Origin of the sequence: Paludisphaera borealis (genome assembly GCF_001956985.1) — a bacterium.
GTDB lineage: Bacteria > Planctomycetota > Planctomycetia > Isosphaerales > Isosphaeraceae > Paludisphaera > Paludisphaera borealis.
Map to the genome: position 1 here is coordinate 5680333 of NZ_CP019082.1, position 15941 is coordinate 5696273.

Genomic DNA, 15941 nt, shown 5'->3' on the forward strand with positions numbered 1-15941 from the left:
CCGAGGCGGACCGATGAAAAAAGCGGCGACCCCTGGATTGGGCCGCCGCTTTGCGCAGGGAAGCGTTTTATGCCTTCATGCTTATCGAATCACACTTCAGACCTTCGCACGCTTCTTGGAGCGTACGCGCCAGGCGATGCCGCCGGACATGAGCGTCCAGGCCAGGATCGTGGTAGGTTCCGGGGTTTCTTGCGGAGCCAGTCTGGGGACTTTGTACGAGATATGAGACTCGCCGGCGACGCCGTCGATGCCCGAGCCCGCGTACATCTCGATCCAGAACGGCTTCGTCGGGTCGAAGACCTTGCTGAAGTTCTTGATCGCGAACTCAAGCTGGGGATGAGCGGGCGAAGGGTCGTAGGCCAGGTTGCCGGTGAGGGAATCGCTGGTCGTCCCCATCAGGCTCTTGCCGAACATGTAGCCCAGGCCGGAATCCGACCGGGTTGTGTCGACCGTCGAGATGTTGAAGCCGTCGGTGCCCGGGCCGTTCTTCGACTTGTCGGCCGGGACGCCGGCGATCATCACAGGCGAGCCGGGTTGGTCGACATTGACGGGGTCGGTTCGCGAGAACATGACCGCGACCGACTTGTCGCTGTTGGCGTTGCCGTAACCCAGATGGGACGGGTCGTAGGTCTCGGGCGTGCCCGCGGGGTTGCCGTTGGCCTGGCCGAACGGGGCGATGACGCCATTGGGGTTCGCCCAGTTGTTGATGCCGACGTAGAGGACGTCGTTCTTCTGATCCCAACTGAAGCGGATGTCCTTCACGCTCCAGCCGGAAACCCACTTGTTATCGGTGATCCACTGCGATTGGCCGATGTCGTTGGGGTTCGCGTTGACCGGAACGATCTGGGTGGACTCATCGCTCTGGGGGAAATCGGTTTCAACGTTGCCAGTGAAGTTGATGCCACTGGCCCGGCTCGTGGAGGAACCGATTCCGATCAGCACAATGAGTGCGAGGCTCCACGGGCCAAGGCGACGGTAAACCATGACGAGACTCCTTCCACGTATGGTCAATTCGTCCCGCGGAAGCCGAGTTGGGCGTGACGCGGAATTGCGTCAGCCGGGACGATCTATGCCAGGCGTTCAAGCGACCTCGGGCGAGTCGAGCAAACCATTGCTCCTCCCGACGGCCAAGATGACAGATCGATTCGATGCTTACCGCCGGTCCGAATGACCCCCGGCCTCACCAGGGATCGTTCGGGATCGGCCCACCACGATCTCCCCTTCCAGGGAGAGGACCCCGCTAGAAAGGACGATGGCGCGATGTCGCTATTCGCAAGACTGCTGCAAGCTGTTGGCTCGTGGCGCCGCCGTCGCGGCAGCCTGAGGACCGTCCGCAACGCCGGCATCGCCATGGAACAGCTTGATCATCGGCAAATGCTGAGCGTTACCTTCACGGGAAACGTCCCAATCGATTTTCCCGCTACACAAAGTCCAGGCGTCGTAATCCTGCCCGACAACGCGAACGTCCAGCATCCGGTCATCGGGAACGCGGCACTCAAGAGCCTGGTCAAGGTGTCGGGCTTCGACATCAACGGACTGCGGGTCTCCTACTCTCCGGACAACAACGGCACGCTCAGCATCGGCATCGATCAACCGCCGAGCCTGAATCATCCAGGCGCGGTGATTGCCGGTGACGCAGACAATAACGGAAACTCCGGAAGCGTCAACCCCGCTGTGACGGCTTTAGGCCTGGGCGTTCAGGACCCGGCGACTTTCGGCGGCACCGAGTATATGGGGGTCTACCTCGACTTCTTGGGCACGGGCACGGCCCAGATCGTCGCCGGTTTCCCGCAGACGCCGCCGCCGGGGGTCGACGCCAAGGTCTTCCAGGTCGCGACGGCCAACCAGGCGGGGCCGAACGTCGCCCCGACGTTCGGGACGCCACTGCCGCAGTTCCAGGGCAACATTTACACCCAGAACGATCCGGCCCATCCCAACATGGAGCTGTCGATCATCAACTTCGACACGCTCTACCAGACGATCACCGGCGAGCCGATCGCGCCGACGGCGGTGTTCAACGTCGGCGCCTTCGCGGGGTCGAGCGTCGACGGGCCGATCAGCGAGGCGTTCTTCCCGGAACAGCCCGTGCTGCTGAGCGCGGCCACGCCCCCCGTGACGCCGCCGGTGGTCTGCCCGCCGATCTCGCCGCCGATCCTGATCAACCCGCATGAACACCGGATCATCGACAACACCCACCGCGACCTGGTCCGGGTGTACATCCAGGGGACGTCCGGCTTCGATCCCGCGACGATCGATCCTTCGACGGTCGACTTCGCCGGGGCCAAGCCGATCGCGACCTTGCCGCACCGGTTCCCCCGTAGTCCGTTCCTCGGCCAGACCTTCGTCTTCAACGCGAAGGACATCCAGGCCGATCCCGGCCTCCAGACCTTGACCTTCACGGCCAAGACGTTCGACGGCAAGGACGTGGTCTCGTCGAACCAGGTGGTCAACGTCCCGTACGCGTCGCAGCGGGCCGGCAACCGGCTGGGTTTCCTGATGAACAGGAACTCCAAGATCGACACCCAGTACACGGCCCTGCGAAAGCTGGCCGTGACCAACCCCTCGGCCATCCTCGACCCCACCGCGGTCCCCGCGTCGTCGTCGAGCGTGAGCCTCGACGTGGCCTCGCCGAGCCTGGCCACGAACGTCAACGTCGACTACTCGCCTCAGGTCACCGCTCAAGGGACGGTCACGCCCGTCGCGGCCCCCCGCGAAGTGGTCACACTGCCGACGGCCAAGAACGCCTCGAAGCTGACCGGCAGGCTGCACCGCACCCTCGAAGACTACCTTGCGCAATCGAACGCCCCGACCGGGGCTTCAGCGGTCCCGCTGGCCGTCGGCGGCGCGGTCTGATCGTATCGGTTCCCGCCCTCCGCGATCGACCGCATGGAAACGACCGGGGCGACACGGATTCCCAAGCCGGAACCCGTGACGCCCCGCGTCTTTACACGAGGAATCCAAAGGGTTGGCGGATTTTGGGCCCGAAACGCTACGATGGGCGCTGCGGGCCATAAGAGAACGTAGCCGAGAGAGCATGAAACCAATGGCTGACTATTCGCGATATCAGAAGAAAATCATCGATCGCTACTACAAAAACTTCGACGCGATTGCGTTTCAACGCCTGTCCGAACTCGCCACCGACCTTTATCTGGCCGAGGGCAAACAGCAAGACAAGCTCTGGAAGCGCGTCGAGGAAGCCCTCACCAAACTCGAGTTTCCTGAATCTCGGATCGCCCACCTGCTGGACAAACGCGACCCTCAGCTCCTCGTGGCCATTCTCAAGGAACTCGACCAAAAGGCCTGAATTCCTTCGTTCAGAGCCTTCCCCCACGACGATCGCGACCTAGAATTCATCTGGGCGAATCGGTGGAGACGGACGCACACGTTCTGAATCGAGCGTCCCGAGCCTAACAAGTCGAGGAGATCCTCGATTCCTCGATCCTTCGCCCCCGAAGTGTCGTAGAATGATCGAGGCGGGTCCAAGCGGATTTGTGCGTTCTTCCCGTTCTCATCCGGGTCGCGTCAGGGCGCTGAAGTCGAGCCGCTCAGGGGGATGCGTTGCTGATAGGTGCATCCTGGTGCACTTTCCTTCAGCCAGGTACGAGCCAACTTAGACGGGTGACGGGGTCGGTGTTGAATTCGTAAAGCTATTGAGAATCGCGATTACGGTGCCGTTAGTGCGGGATTTCTTCTTACGCCATGTTTTGCGTTTTATAGATGACTTGACGCCGAAAGCCATGTTTCGTACATTTTCGGGTATCCGTGCTATGCTAATTTGAGACAATCAGCGTTGGGTCGATGCAGCCCTGCGTGGCGTTGCCTTGCCTTTGTTTGCGTTCTATCGTGCGATCGGGATCGATTCCATCTCGAGACCTCAGCGGCGAGGATGAACCATGATTTCTTTGGCTCAGCGCGTTCGAGATTTCCGATACTCCAAGGGATGGGGGCCTGACGAACTCGCCAACCGCGCGGAGATCTCGCGCACGGCGTTGTACCAGATTGAAAGCGGCAAAACCGGATTGCCACGAGCGGGCACGCTGAGACGGATCGCGGTGGCTCTCGACGTCTCGATGGACGAGCTGCTGGGAGACGACGACGACGCGGCCGCGGTTCGCGCCGGCTCCGAGCCGGCCCGGCCGGCTTCGCACTCTCGGGAGATCCGCGACTGGTTTCCGGCCGAAGGCGGACCGCTCACCCTGCCGGCCGCCGCTCTCCGAGGAATCCGCGGCTTGAGCGAAGAGCGCGAAAGCGTCCGCACGATGGAGCCGGTCGCCCGCGCGGCGGTCGCGAACCACGAAGGCGTCCTGATGCGGGAAGGGGAGCTGATGTCGAAGCTCCACGACCTCTTGCATTCGCCGGTCGGGGCGGGCGTCGCTCGCATCCTTGACGACCTGCATGGGCTGATCCCGCGGGCGCGCCATTCAGGCTGACCGATCCGGAATTTCGCGTCCCTTCCGCGAAATCCCCCCTCGGCGGTGATTCGTGAGGTAAATTTGCTCAAGTCGCCTCGTCGGACGGCCGGCGAGGATTTCTTGGCGGTTTCCCTTGAGCTTGCACCCTGAGGTACTTCATGAATCCGCATTCGCGAGCCATCGGCCTCGCCGTGGTTCTCTCACGCGCCGCCTGGGTCCAAGGCGCGCTGGTCGTGCTGTCGGCCTTCTCCGCGACGACGGCCTTTGGTCAATCGTTTCGGGCCGCCGGCGACGCGCCGGGCGCGGTCTGCGCCGGCCCCCCCACGCTCGGGACGTTTGAGCCGACGCCCTACATTATGGTGGGTGGAGCGTCGCCGATCGGCGGCGGCTATTCGCCGTTGGGGATCTACGGCGACGGGTCGATGGCCCTGAGTGGCCCGTTCTCGCCAATGCGTTCGAAGTCGGCACCCGTGATGACGTACAGCCGCGGCTACGACGGCGTCGTTCGCGGTGTTCCGGGAGTTTCGTTCTCGAACCCGAATCTGCCGGCGCTGTCTCCGGTGGTCTATCCGACGCCGCGCAGCAACTACTACGCCCCGCGCGTCAACCGGACGCCCTCCTGGTGGTCGAGCGGCGTCAACTGGATCGACCAGAACTGAGCGCGGAGGGTCTCCTCAAAAGGCACGGAGCGCGGGCGAACTCGGCCCGCGCCGTGGGCTTTCTTGGACGGTCAGGTCGTCCATCGGAAAGCACCATCGTCATGAATTCCGGCAGAGGAGACGCAGCCGTCGGCAAAGGCCGGCGGAAGTTGCGAACGTTCTCCGCTCTCGGCGGGAGGATGACGCCCGCCGATCGGCTCGGGGGCTGTCCGCCGCGCGTGACGTGCGGCGGATAAAAAAAAACACCGTGCTAGGCTAGCGCGAACGGCCTCGTTCTGGGCGTTGTAGTAAAGCTTAACGGAGAGGGGGGGATTCGAACCCCCGATACGGTGTTAGCCGTATAACGGTTTAGCAAACCGTCGCTATCGACCACTCAGCCACCTCTCCTCGAACCGGGCAGGCCCTCCGGATTGGTCGTGCCGAAGGGACTCTCAAGTTACCAAAGCACCTCGCGTTCGTCAATGAAACCCTGAGGTGCGAAGGGACGCTTTCTCGAAAGTGGTTCCCGCGCCGCGTTCTCACCGCGGCCCAGAGCAGCCGCTGGCCAATTCATGCCGCCGTCGATCACGGGGCCGCTCAGAACGGTGCCTTGGGCGCTCTCGCGAGCCTTCCCGAGACTTCTCCCGAGAGGCTGAGGTCGTCCGGGTTCAGCACCATGACCGGGGCGTCGGGAGCGAAATTCAACTTCGCCAGATCCATCCAGATCACGTTCGGGCTGGTGGCCAACTCGAAGAAATACCGCCTGTTCGTGAGGTCGATCACGGTCCGGTACTCGGTGTTGTAGATCCCGAATTTCCGATAGGGCGCCCCGAACGGGACCGATACGTTGCGGGCGATGGCAAGCACCGCGGCCACGGCTTCGCGGTCGTCCTTCGGCCTGGGGAGCATCGCACTGAAGTAGGCGGCTCGCTGAAACCGATCGACGGCGCTCACGTTGCCGGGCAGAGGCGTGTCGCTGCTGGGCCTGGAAAAGTCCTGCTTTCTCAGCAGAGCGAGCTGCTCCTCGTACGTCGGGTCGTTGGTCATGATCTTGTAGTCGCGGCCGTGATGGACAACTCGCTTGCCGTCGACGAATTCGATCACCGCGGAGTCTCCGCCGGCGTCCTCGATGGCCAGATGCACCGAGGCCTTATGTCCGCGCGCCTCGATCATCACCACCTGGACGGCGTTAAGCGATTCGAGCGCCTCGGTCACGGTGGCGGCGTTGTCGAGCAGGTACTGCGCCCAGAGACCGGCGTGCAAGCCGGGCTTGGAGGCATCGCGCGGGCCGAAGTTCGTAGCCTGGAGGTAGAGCATATGGGCCGACAGTCCGCGCTCGTTCACTCCGTCGGCCGTGCCGATACCATAGATGGTGGTCGCCAGGCTGCCGTACTTGGACGTCCACTTCATCGGGTTGTCCTCGACCACGTCGACCGACCCCAGCCGGCCACCGTCGCGCTTCAGGCCGCGCGGGAAGACCGTCAGGATCGGCTCCGTCGATTCGGGCCAATCCATGGTGCGGGCGACGACGACGGCCAGGCCGTTGTCATTCCACAGGATGCGGGAACAGGACTCGGCGACAGGAACCGCGGCGGCCGTCGCCAGGACGACGACGCAGCTCATCAGTAGGTAGCGCACCATACGCATGGAATTCCCTTCTCAGGAGGCGGCCGACGGATCGGAATCGGTCGACCAGCCGTGCTCTACGATGCGAGATTGACGCCGATTCAACGAAACCGTAGTACCCTGGCGACTCCGTTGCAAGTCGCGATCGGCGAGCCGCTGAGCCTTCGCCTGGATCCGCCGCGAGGCCGGATGGTTTCGACAGGGCTTCTTGACGAAGTAATCAGTTGGTAAAGTCGTCACTTTACGCCAGCCTCGCGGTGGAGAGACACGGATGATCGCGATTACCGGAGCCGCCGGCTTCATCGGCTCGAACCTGGCCCACCGGCTGTCGAGGCTGGGGCATGATCTGCTGCTGGTCGACGACCCGCCGACCGCCGCCAAGGCCGTCAACTGGGCCGGACTGGGCCGGTTCCAGTTCATTCCGCTCGACCAGTTCCTCGGCGATCTGCCCGACCTCGATCGATCGGTCGAGGCCGTGTTCCACCTGGGGGCGTGCAGCTCGACCACCGAGACCGACTGGTCGTACTTGCTGCGCAACAACGTGGAGTACACCCGCCGGCTCTGGGAATGGTGCGCCGAGGTGGGTCTGCCGTTTTACTATGCGTCGAGCGCCGCGACGTACGGCGACGGTTCGCAGGGGTTCAGCGATCACACGCCGCCGACCGAGCTGCGGCCGTTGAACCTGTACGGCAAGAGCAAGAACGATTTCGACGTCTGGGCGCTCGCGGAGGTCGCCAAGGGGGCGCCCGAGCCGGCCGGTTGGGCGGGGCTCAAGTTCTTCAACGTCTACGGCCCCCGCGAGCGGCACAAGGGGAAGATGGCGAGCGTGGTCTGGCACGCCCGCCGGCAGATCCTCGAAACCGGCGAGGTCCGACTCTTTCGGTCGAACGATCCGACCTATCCCGACGGCGGCCAGCGGCGCGATTTCGTGTTCGTCGAGGACTGTATCGACCACATGCTCTGGCTCTGGGAGCACCCCGACACGACGGGCGTGTACAATAGTGGAACGGGCGTCGCCCGGACGTTCCAGGACCTGGTCCTGGCCGTATTCGCGGCTCTCGAACGCGAGCCCCGAATCCAGTTCATCGATATGCCCGCCGAACTCGGCAAGCAATACCAGAACTACACGCAGGCCGAGATGAGCAAGCTCCGTGACGCGGGGTGTTCGAAGCCGGCTACAACCCTGGAAGAGGGCGTTCGGCGCACGCTTTCGCCGGAAAACACGGTTTCGGAGACGCAGAACGCGCTGTAACGAACGAAGCCGGCCTGTAAGCGGTATAATCGAATCACCAAGGAACACCCCGACGCGCCGCATGCCAAGCCCGCCGCCGTCCGCCTCAAAGCGCTCGGCGGCGGCTAGCCGATTTCATCGGAGAGACCGCACCGTGCCGAAGAACCAACTGACGATCGTGGGCGCCTTCACGGTTCTCGCGACCGTTTTCGCCGTCTACTCGTGGGCCGTGCTCGGCACCGGACCGAAGCCGGACGAGGGCTCGGGATTCGTCGTGATCGAGAGCGAAAAGCAGCACCTGGTCACGTCCGAGATGCTGGCCGCCACCGAGAAGGTTGCGCGGACGACCGCCCCGGCGTTCCGGGCCGAGGCCACCGACGGCAAGACCTACGACCTCGCCGAGCTGACTCGCAAGGGCCCGGTCGTCCTCGCCTTCATCAAGGAAGGCTGCCCGTGCAGCATCGAGTCCCAGCCCTATTTCAACCGGCTGTTCGAGGCCTACGGCGCCAAGGTCCCGTTCTTCGGCGTCATCGACGGCCCCGTCAATCGCGCCGGGAAATGGGGGCGCGTCAACCATGCGGCTTTCCCGATCCTGAGCGACGTCGATCTGACGATCATCCACGACTACAAGGCGGAAAGCTCGGCGTACCTGGCGCTCGTCTCGCAGGGCGGAACGATCGAGAAACTCTGGCCGGGCTACTCGGTCGAGATGCTCAATGAGGTCTCGGCCCGTCTCGCGAAGTTCGCCGGCATGGACGTCCAGCCGATCGACACGACCGGCGCTCCGCAGGGCGAAATGCTCACCGGCTGCCCGTTCTGAGGTCACGCCGAATCGTCCGCGGAACTCGCCTTCGTATCGCACCGATTCCTCGACGCGCCAGGAGATTGGATCTCCAGGCGAGCCGAAGGGTCGCCTCCTCAAGAACCATTACCAGGGTTGGAATGCATGGCGATCTCGATTGAACAGGTCATCGACCGAATTCCCGCCTGGTCGACCCGTTCTCCCATCGTCGAGCCTCTCATCGGCGGCCTGACCAACCAGGCCTACCACGTTACGGTGGACGGAGAGGAATTCGTCGTGCGCGTTCCCGGCGACGGGACGGAATGGTTAGCCATCGACCGCGCCAACGAACTGCACAACACGCTGGCCGCGGCCGAGACGGGGATCTCTCCGAAGGTCGTCCATCACATTCCCGATCTGAACGTCCTGATCCTCGAATTCATCCCCGCAGAGACCATGACGCTGGCCTCGATGCATCGCCCCGGGATGCCCACTCAGATCGCCCGGGCGCTCGGGCATCTCCACGCGGGGCCGCGTTTCCTCCATGACTTCAACATGTTCGAAGTGATCCGGCGCTATCTTCGGATCACGCAGGAGCTTCGGATTCGGATCCCGGACGACTATCTCGGTTACATGCCCATGGTCGGGCGCATCGAGTCCGCCTTCGCCCGTCGTCCGATCGCCACGGTCCCCTGTCATAACGATCTTCTGGCGGCCAACATCCTGGACGACGGCCGGCGGCTCTGGCTGATCGACTTCGAGTACAGCGGCAACAACGATCCGACGTTCGACCTCGGCAACACCTGCCAGGAGCAGGAGTACGACGAGCCTCGCGTCGTCGAGGCGTGCGCCGCGTACTTCGGCGACGCCTACCCGGACAGGCTCGCCCGGATGAAGCTCAACATCCTCCTGTCGAACGTCGGCTGGACCCTCTGGGCCGCGATCCAGGCGACCGTCTCCACGATCGATTTCGACTTCTGGAGCTGGGTCGACCAACGCTGGGACCGCGCCCGGGCGACCCTGAATTCGACCGACTTCGAGCGCTGGCTGCTTGAGATCGAGTCCTCGGAGCCGTTCGACGAGGCTCGGTCGAGCACCAGCATGACCCGGACGGGAGGCCGTGCCCCCAGCGGCACCGGCTGCCCGTTCTGATCGAGTTCAGACGTCGCGGAGCATGCGAGTGCCTCCCGTCGCGTTCAGGCCCCGTCATTCTCGGCCGAGCGGTCGACCTTCCTGGGCGCGAAGTGGTAACAATAGAACAGGCCGGCCGCGAGAAGCAGGGCGCCCCACCAGAGGTCGGCGTGCAGCCAGGCCAGGACGACCGGGCGCTCGGGGGGGACGGCCAGATGGTAGAGGCCCTCGCCGGTGATGACCACGCCGTAGAAGGCGAGCAGGACGCCGACGAAGAACCAGATCGAGACGGCTTCGGGCTTTGACTTCATCGACGACTCCCCCTTACCAGAAATAGAGGTTGAGGGCCACGAACACGATGGCGACGGCGTACGCCCAGAAGATCGGCCGCCTCCAGAGCGCGACGTCCTGCTCGGAAGGGATCGAGGTGCAGCCGTAGACCAGCCCGACCAGCTCCGAATCGGGCTTGGGACGTGTGCAGAGGCTGACCGCCACGGTGACGACCACGCAGATGATCCACGACCAGAGGCCCCGGTAAAGGTTCTCGGCCATGTCCTTAGCGTGCGGCGAGAGGGCCACGTACTGCAAGGCGCTCGGGTCGAGCTTCACCCAGGCCCACATGGCGATCGACGACAGCGTGCCGATCAGCAAGCCCCAGAACCCGCCGGCGGACGTTGCGCGTTTCCAGAGCATGCCCAGGATCACGGTGCCGAACAGCGGGGCGATGAAGAAGCTGAAGAGCGCCTGGACGTAGTCCATGATGCTCTGGAACTCCATGACCAGGTACGCCGTGCCGATGCTCGCCATGACGCCGAGGATCGTGCACCAGCGGCCCATCGCGACGTAGTGGGCGTCGTCGGCGTCGGGCTTGATGAAGGCGCGGTAGAGGTCGTAGGTCCAGACCGTCGCGAAGGCGCTGACGTTGCCGGCCATTCCCGCCATGAAGCCGGCGATCAGGGCCGTGATCCCCAGCCCCAGCAGCCCCGGCCCGCAGTATCGGGCCAGCATCAGCGGCAAGACCTCGTTATAGCTGTGACCGCCGGTCGCCACCGCCTCGGCCTCGCCGACGAGCTTGTCGGGCAGGAGCGCCAGGCCCAGCAGGCCCGGGACGATCACGATGAACGGGACCATCATCTTGAACGCCGCGCCGATGATCGGCGCCATCTTGGCGGCGCGGAGGTCCTTGGCCGCGAGCACCCGCTGGACGACCAGGAAGTCGGTGGTCCAGTAGCCGAACGAGATCACCCAGCCGAGGCCGAAGACGATCCCCGTCCAGTGCACGCCCATCGGGTTGTCCTGGAACCCGCCGAGCGTGCTCCAGGCGTGCGTGAAGTCGGTCCGGCCGAGCTGCTCGGCGATCCTCGCCTGCAATCCGGCCCAGCCGCCGGCCTCGTACAGGCCCAGGATCGGGATCAGGAGCGCGCCGGCCCAGATCAAGACGAACTGGAGCACCTCGTTGAAGATCGCCGACTTGAGGCCGCCGAGCGCGACGTACGCGGCGACCGTCAGCGACGAGACCCAGATGCTGAAGTTGATGTCCCAGCCCAGGACCACTTTCATCACCAAGGCCATCGAGTACATGTTGATGCCGCTCATCAGAACGGTCATGAACGCGAACGAGATCGCGGCGAGCGCCCGGCTCGGCTCGCCGAACCGGAGCTGGAGGTAGCCGGGGACCGAGTGGGTTTTGGAGATGTAATAGAAGGGCATCATCACGATGCCGAGGAAGAGCATGGCCGGGATCGCGCCAATCCAGTACCAGTGAACGGCGAGCAGCCCGTACTGGTACGACGCCGCGGCCCATCCCATGAGTTCGAGGGAGCCGAGGTTGGCCGACAGGAAGCTCAGGCCGGCGATCCAGGCGGTCATCTCGCGGCCGGCCATGAAGAAGTCTTCGCCGGTCTGGGTCTGGCCCTTGAGGTACAGGCCGATGGCCAGCACCATGGCGAAGTAGGCGGCGATGATCACCAGGTCGGCGACGCCGAGCGAGAACAGCGATTCGGCGGGCGCGGCGGCGGCGGCGATCAGAGGGAAGACTGGCATGGCGGCGTCTCTCGATGCCCCGGCGGGTCGGCACGCGGCGTTCTCGCCCGCGAAGGGTGGTAAGCTTACATCAAGAACCTAAATCCAAGTCCGACCTCTGGGCGACGGACCCTGGGCGACCGACGATCAGTAATCGAAATCGTCGGTCACGATCGAATCGCGTTGATCTAACGGGATAAACTTGGAGGATTTTGCCTTGCCCGGCGCCCACTTCGGCAGACCGCAGTGGAGGCACCGTCGAGTGAACCAGTAGTTGCCCAACCTGAGGAAGAAAGGTCGTCCGCAACATGGGCAGGGCCAGAAGATCAGCCTCAGACGGGCGACCATGAGGCAGAGCATCGGCGGCAGTAAGACAGTCAGTAAGGTAACCCAACCGGTGGGAGGAAACTCGCGGCCGGTGAGAAATTCCAGGACGATGGCTCCGGAGAGCCAGAGCGGTATCAGGAGGAGCGCCAGCCAGAACACATGACGTCGTCGCTTGTACTCGTCCCAAGCAGGATCGACAACGCCCTCAAGACGCTTCCGGGCGTGCTGGCGTACACAAAGTCGAGCCAACGGCCGCATCACCGCTCACTCCCCGAGACCAGACAAAATCCCTGAGCACCCGACAGCCGGTCGCTCCACCCGAACGCTATAGGTGGAGTGACTCCTCGATCAAGGGGCTTGAGAAGGAGCCTGGGCCGTCCGCATCGTGGCCCGGCGGCCGTAGTAGAACATGGCGGCTCCGAAGGCGAGCATCACCAGTCCCCACCAGATGTTGACGTTGATATCGAGCGAGCGCGCGTACAACTCCGGATTGGTGAAATGGGTCACGACGCCGAAGCCGGTGATCAAGGCCCCCAGCGAGAGGAACAGGAGGCCGATGGGAACGCGGATGTCGAGATTCATCTGGATCCAAACCTTATCTGAAGATCACGTTGAGGGCGATGGCCGCCAGGACCACGACGACGCCGAACGCCTCGGGCTTCTTGTACCAGACGACGTTATGCTCGACGATTCGGGGCGTCAGCGAGTAGACGAGCCCGGTCAAGTCTTCTTCCCTGTGGGGCTTGGTGAAGAAGCTGACGACGATCGTCACGACGAAGCAGACCGTCCAGGCGTAGATCGCCGCCCAGAAGTTCTGGGCCATCTCGTTGCGATACGAGGTGATGGGGACGCCGGACCAGAGGTAGCTGATCCATCCCCCCTTGACGCCGGCCGTCGAGCCTTGCGGAAGGCTGACGCCGTGGTGGATCGCCGCGGCCGTGATGCCCGCGAGCAGGCCGTAGAAGGCTCCGTTGGCCGTGGCCCGCTTCCAGAACATGCCGAGCAGGAACGTCGCGAGCAGGGGGGCGTTGACGCAAGCGAAGACGAGCTGGAGCAGGTCCATGATGTTGTTGAAGCTCGTCGCGACGTAGGCCGCCGCGATCGAGACGAGAGTGCCGAACAACGTCGCGAAGTGCCCCATCCATAGGTAGTGCTTGTCGCTCGCTTGGGGCTTGATGTACGCCTGGTAGATGTCGAAGGTCCAGACCGTGTTGAACGCCGTGATGTTGCCGGCCATCCCCGACATGAAGCTGGCCAGGAGCGCCGTGAGGCCGAGGCCGAGCATGCCGGTCGGAAGGTAGTGGAGCAGCATGTTCGGGATGGCCCGGTCGTAGTCGAGCACCGGCTTGCCGTCGGTGTCGAGCTTGACCTCGCCCGACGCGTCGAGCTTCGCCGGGATGATCCCCTTGCCCATCGCCTCGGCCTTGCTCACGGTCGTCCCCTCGACGGCCGTCGGCGTGGGGAGCGAGACGGCGATCAAGCCCGGCAGGATGACGAGGAACGGGAAGATCATCTTGGGCACGGCGGCGATCAACGGCGTGCGGCGCGCCGCCGACATTGAATCGGCGGCCATGGCTCGCTGAACCACCAGGAAGTCGGTGCACCAGTAGCCGAACGAGAGGACGAAGCCCAGCCCCATCGCCAGTCCGAACACCTCCACGCCCAGCGGGCTGGTCTCGGCGCTGGTCATCCCTTGCCAGACGTGGGTAAAACCATTCGGCACCTTCTGAACCAGGCCGTCCCAGCCGCCGACGTTCTTGAGCCCGAGCAAGACCAGGGGGAAGAAGCCGGCCACGATCAGGAAGAACTGGAGCACCTCGTTGTAGATCGCGCTGGTGAGGCCGCCGAGGTAGACGTATCCCAGCGTGATGATCGCCGCGACCACGATGCTGAGATGGAAGATCCAGCTCATCGGCAGACCCAGGGATTGCATCAGCGAGTCGAAGATGTGCAGGTTCTCGATCAGCAGCGCCATCGCATACATCGAAATGCCCGACGACATGACGGTCATCAGGGCGAACGCGATCGCGTTCAGCCCCCGCGTCTTCTCGTCGAACCGCAGCCGGAGGTATTCGGGGACCGACCGGGCGCGGGAGCCGTAGTAGAACGGCATCATGAAGATCCCGACGAACGCCATGGCGGGTATGGCGCCCAGCCAGTAGAGGTGCGACGTAGCGAGGCCGTACTTGGCGCCCGACGCGGCCATCCCGATCACTTCCTGGGCGCCCAGGTTGGCCGAGATGAACGCGAGGCCCGCCACCCATGCGGGGATCGACCGGCCCGACAGGAAGAAGTCGGCGCTGGTCTTCATATAGCGCTTCAGCGCGAAGCCGATCCCCAGCACGAAGGCGAAGTAGATCACCATGATCAAGTAATCGATCCACGCCAGTGTCGTATGCATGCTCGTTCCTGTCGAACGCAAGGGGGCGCTCCGACGCCTTGAATGGGTCGGTCGCCGCCGCTCGCGAAGTCTCTCGGGAAATCTCAAGGGGACCGTGAAGAATGGACCGACATGAAGACGTCGGCCGCGCTCACCTCGTCGAGAACGTGTAAACCGTCGTCTGGGAGTACTTTTTACCGGGTTCGAGGACCGTGTTGGGGAACGACGGGTGGTTGATCGAGTCCGGGAAGTGCTGGGTTTCCAGGCAGATGGCTTGATGCTGCTTGTAGGCGACGCCCCCCTTGCCCTTGTCGGTGCCGTCGAGGAAGTTGCCGGTGTAGAACTGGACGCCGGGCTCGGTCGTCGACACCTCCAGCACGCGGCCCGACTTCGGGTCGTAGACGTGCGCGGCGAGGGTCAGCTTCCCGTCCGGGTTGTTGAGCACGAAGTTGTGATCGAAGCCGCGAGGCTCGTTCTGAAGGCGATCGATCCGGGCGCCGATCACGGTCGGCTTGCGGAGGTCGTACGGCGTGTCGGCGACGGGGGCGATCTCGCCGGTGGGGATCAGCGTGTCGTCGACGGGCGTGTAGCGGTCGGCGTTCAGCGTGATCTCGTGGTCGCGGATCGTGTCGCTGTTCTTGCCGCCGAGGTTGAAGTAACTGTGGTTCGAGAGATTCACCGGCGTGGCCTTGTCGGTCTCGGCCGTGTATTCGATCTTCAGCTTGTCGTCGGCGGTCACGGTGAACAGGATACTGACCGACAGGTTGCCCGGATAGCCTTCCTCGCCGTCGGGGCTCGTGTACGACAGCCGGACCGACGGCCCGTCGCCGCTCTCCAGCTCCTCGGCCTTCCAGACGACCTTGTCGAAGCCCTTGAGGCCGCCGTGCAGCGTGTTGGGGCCGTTGTTGGTCGCCAGCGTGTACTCGTGCCCGTTGAGCGTGAACTTCCCCTTGGCGACGCGGTTGGCGACGCGGCCGACCGTGGCGCCGAAGTACGGATGCTTGCCCAGGTAGCCGGTCAGATCGTCGAAGCCGAGCACGACGTCGTCGAGCTTGCCGTCGCGGTCGGGAACCTCGATCGAGGTGATGATCGCCCCGTAGGTCGAAATCTTGACGGTGATCCGGCCGTTCTGGAGCACGTAGAGGTCGACTGTCTTGCCGTCCGGCGTCTTGCCGAATGCCACCTTGCTCAAAGTCCCAGCCTCCGCGTTCATTGCGCCAGTCAGACCGACGACGGCCGTCGAAAGAAGAAGCCCCACGGCGAAGACGGACGCCCGCCCTCTCAGGTCTGTAAACCTACTCATGCGAAACCTCGCCGCCCAGAGCGGGCGATGTCGACCCCGGTGCGTCTTCAGGAAGCCGCGCGTCGAGACGCGCTTGCGACGTAGACCGAT

At 63.9% G+C, this 15941-nt stretch carries 15 protein-coding genes and 1 tRNA gene; 7 read left to right on the forward strand and 9 right to left on the reverse strand.

Annotated elements, in window-relative coordinates; genetic code table 11:
• Positions 1–96: 96 nt before the first annotated feature.
• A complete protein-coding gene (locus tag BSF38_RS21895) occupies positions 97–984 on the reverse strand; it encodes a hypothetical protein (protein WP_145952267.1) in 888 nt (295 codons plus the stop codon).
• Positions 985–1260: 276 nt separating this feature from the next.
• On the opposite strand from BSF38_RS21895, the gene BSF38_RS21900 reads away from it, so the two are divergent.
• The 4 genes from BSF38_RS21900 to BSF38_RS21915 all read left to right on the forward strand — a co-directional run bounded on the left by BSF38_RS21900 (position 1261) and on the right by BSF38_RS21915 (position 5071).
• Positions 1261–2853 (forward strand): hypothetical protein, encoded by a 1593-nt coding sequence (locus BSF38_RS21900; RefSeq protein WP_145952268.1) that lies wholly within the window; start codon positions 1261–1263, stop codon positions 2851–2853.
• 190 nt (positions 2854–3043) lie between these two features.
• Positions 3044–3304: a hypothetical protein gene (locus BSF38_RS21905; protein WP_076349231.1), complete on the forward strand. Its 261-nt coding sequence runs from the start codon at positions 3044–3046 to the stop codon at positions 3302–3304.
• Positions 3305–3893: 589 nt separating this feature from the next.
• Positions 3894–4430, forward strand: a complete 537-nt coding sequence (locus tag BSF38_RS21910) for a helix-turn-helix domain-containing protein (RefSeq protein WP_237170565.1) — start codon at positions 3894–3896, stop codon at positions 4428–4430.
• 140 nt (positions 4431–4570) lie between these two features.
• A complete protein-coding gene (locus BSF38_RS21915; RefSeq protein ID WP_099092012.1) occupies positions 4571–5071 on the forward strand; it encodes a hypothetical protein in 501 nt (166 codons plus the stop codon).
• A gap of 298 nt (positions 5072–5369) precedes the next feature.
• On the opposite strand, the gene BSF38_RS21920 is transcribed toward BSF38_RS21915, so the two are convergent.
• Together BSF38_RS21920 and BSF38_RS21925 are read right to left on the reverse strand one after the other, a co-directional pair.
• A tRNA-Ser gene (locus BSF38_RS21920) sits at positions 5370–5458 on the reverse strand.
• A gap of 189 nt (positions 5459–5647) precedes the next feature.
• Complete coding sequence (locus BSF38_RS21925; RefSeq protein ID WP_076349233.1) at positions 5648–6691, reverse strand: linear amide C-N hydrolase; 1044 nt, start codon at positions 6689–6691, stop codon at positions 5648–5650.
• A gap of 256 nt (positions 6692–6947) precedes the next feature.
• Between BSF38_RS21925 and rfaD the strand changes: the two genes are divergently transcribed.
• The 3 genes from rfaD (at position 6948) to BSF38_RS21940 (ending at position 9840) form a co-directional block, all read left to right on the forward strand.
• Entirely contained in the window at positions 6948–7928 is a 981-nt protein-coding gene (rfaD, locus tag BSF38_RS21930; RefSeq protein WP_076349235.1) for an ADP-glyceromanno-heptose 6-epimerase, read from the forward strand.
• Positions 7929–8061: 133 nt separating this feature from the next.
• Entirely contained in the window at positions 8062–8727 is a 666-nt protein-coding gene (locus BSF38_RS21935) for a peroxiredoxin family protein (protein WP_076349237.1), read from the forward strand.
• 126 nt (positions 8728–8853) lie between these two features.
• The gene (locus BSF38_RS21940) at positions 8854–9840 is read left to right on the forward strand and encodes a phosphotransferase (RefSeq protein ID WP_076349239.1); all 987 of its coding nucleotides are present in this window, start codon (positions 8854–8856) and stop codon (positions 9838–9840) included.
• Between the two features lie 44 nt (positions 9841–9884).
• On the opposite strand, the gene BSF38_RS21945 is transcribed toward BSF38_RS21940, so the two are convergent.
• The 6 genes from BSF38_RS21945 to BSF38_RS21970 all read right to left on the reverse strand — a co-directional run bounded on the left by BSF38_RS21945 (position 9885) and on the right by BSF38_RS21970 (position 15851).
• Complete coding sequence (locus BSF38_RS21945; protein WP_076349241.1) at positions 9885–10130, reverse strand: hypothetical protein; 246 nt, start codon at positions 10128–10130, stop codon at positions 9885–9887.
• Between the two features lie 13 nt (positions 10131–10143).
• Positions 10144–11862: a sodium:solute symporter family protein gene (locus BSF38_RS21950; RefSeq protein ID WP_083713237.1), complete on the reverse strand. Its 1719-nt coding sequence runs from the start codon at positions 11860–11862 to the stop codon at positions 10144–10146.
• Positions 11863–11988: 126 nt separating this feature from the next.
• Complete coding sequence (locus BSF38_RS21955; RefSeq protein ID WP_076349243.1) at positions 11989–12426, reverse strand: hypothetical protein; 438 nt, start codon at positions 12424–12426, stop codon at positions 11989–11991.
• Between the two features lie 90 nt (positions 12427–12516).
• On the reverse strand, positions 12517–12750 hold the full coding sequence (locus BSF38_RS21960; protein ID WP_076349245.1) for a hypothetical protein: 234 nt from the start codon (positions 12748–12750) through the stop codon (positions 12517–12519).
• A gap of 13 nt (positions 12751–12763) precedes the next feature.
• A complete protein-coding gene (locus BSF38_RS21965; protein ID WP_076349247.1) occupies positions 12764–14569 on the reverse strand; it encodes a sodium:solute symporter family protein in 1806 nt (601 codons plus the stop codon).
• Positions 14570–14699: 130 nt separating this feature from the next.
• A complete protein-coding gene (locus BSF38_RS21970) occupies positions 14700–15851 on the reverse strand; it encodes an aldose epimerase family protein (RefSeq protein ID WP_076351285.1) in 1152 nt (383 codons plus the stop codon).
• Between the last annotated feature and the right edge of the window lie 90 nt (positions 15852–15941).